This window comes from Streptomyces sp. XY431, assembly GCF_001279805.1.
In the GTDB taxonomy this organism is placed as follows: Bacteria; Actinomycetota; Actinomycetes; order Streptomycetales; family Streptomycetaceae; genus Kitasatospora; species Kitasatospora purpeofusca.
This window is the reverse complement of sequence record NZ_LGDO01000251.1, coordinates 1-1,498: the sequence shown is the minus strand read 5'-3', so window position 1 is coordinate 1,498 and position 1,498 is coordinate 1. Positions and strand designations below refer to the sequence as shown.

Annotated in this window: 1 protein-coding gene; it reads right to left on the bottom strand. The window is 77.5% G+C overall.

What is annotated here, in order from left to right:
• Nucleotides 1-34: 34 nt before the first annotated feature.
• On the bottom strand, nucleotides 35-1,180 hold the full coding sequence (locus ADK60_RS22575; RefSeq protein ID WP_053648460.1) for a uroporphyrinogen-III synthase: 1,146 nt from the start codon (nucleotides 1,178-1,180) through the stop codon (nucleotides 35-37).
• Between the last annotated feature and the right edge of the window lie 318 nt (nucleotides 1,181-1,498).

Sequence of the window (1,498 nt, the reverse complement as noted above, 5' to 3'; positions counted from 1 at the left end):
CCCGCGAGCCCTTCCCCCGTCGGCCCCGCCCCCATCAGGCCGCCGCCAGCCGGTAGCCGCGCTTGGGTACGGTGCGGATCAGCTTCCCGTGCGGCCCGAGCGCCGCCCGCAGCCGCCCGACCGCCGCCTCGACGGCGTGCTCGTCGGCGGCCGCGTCCGGCCAGGCCGTGCGCAGCAGGTCGGCCCGGCTGAGCACATGCCCGGGGCGTTCGGCGAGCGCGCGCAGTACGGCGGCGCCGCGCGGGCTGAGCAGACGGCTCTCCCCGTCGACCAGGGCGGCGTTCCCCTGGAGGGTCAACCGGGTGCTCCCCAGGTCGAGTTCGCGGCGGCCCCGGCTCGGCAGGGTCTCCGCGAGCAGCCGGACCAGTGAGCCCAGCCGGCCGCGCTCGGGGAACTCCGCGGGCAGGCCGAGGTCGGCGAACGGCCGGGCGCAGAGCGCGCCGACGCAGACCGGCAGGACGTCCCCGCGCAGTGCGTCCAGCAGCGCGTCGCGCAGGCCGTCGGCGGCGGCCGTCTCGACGAACGCGCTGACCGCGGGGGCGCTGGTGAAGGCGAGGGCGTGGACCTGGCGGCGGACGGTCTGTTCGACCAGCCGCCGCACCGGGGCCGGGTCGTCCGGCGGGGCCCAGCGGTAGACCGGGACGGAGATCACCTCGGCGCCGCGTTCGCGCAGCGCGGCTGCGAAGCCGTCGAGCCGCACCCCGTGCTCCTGGACGGCGATCCGTCGGCCGGTCAGCGGGCGGGCGAGCAGCCAGGTCAGCAGTTCGTCGGTGGCCTCGGAGCCGGGGGAGAAGCCCTCGCCGAGGCCGCTGGCCCGGACGGCGCCGGTGGCCTTGGGGCCCCGGGTGAGGACGACGGCCCGCCGGCACGCGTCGGCGAGGGCGGCACCCCGGCCCCAGCCCTCGGCGGCGCTCATCCAGCCGCGCCAGCCGACGCCGGTGGTGGCGACCACGTAGTCGAGCGGCGCGGTCAGGCAGGACTCCGTCGCCCGGCGCAGCGCGAGGTCGTCGGCGAGCGGCATGATCCGCAGCACCGGCGCTTCGACGACCTGGGCGCCGCGCCGGGTGAGCAGCGCGGTCAGCTCGTCGCGGCGGCGGGCGGCGGTCACCCCGATGGTGAAGCCGGTGAGGGGCCCGGGCCGCGGGGTGGGGCGCGGTCCGGTGAGGGTGGTTGTTGCCATGGCCGAAAGGGTGCGGGCCGCTCGTTACGGGCTGATTGCCCGTCCGTCTCCCCGGGGTTAGCGAAACAGCCGCTCCCGTTACGGCGGATGTCCGAAGCCGCACCTCGGACGGTTCCGGGTGTGAGCGAGGCGTACCGCGGGCGCAACACGGCGGACCCGGAGGCGAAACGACCACCGGCGAAATTTCTCGGCACGCCCCCGGCACCGGGAAGCGCGACCACGCCCCCTCCACCCCTGCCCCATTCCCTCCGCCTCCGCCTCCGCCTCTGCCTCCGCCCCTCCGCCCCTCCCCCTCCGCCCCTCCGCACCACCCCGAGG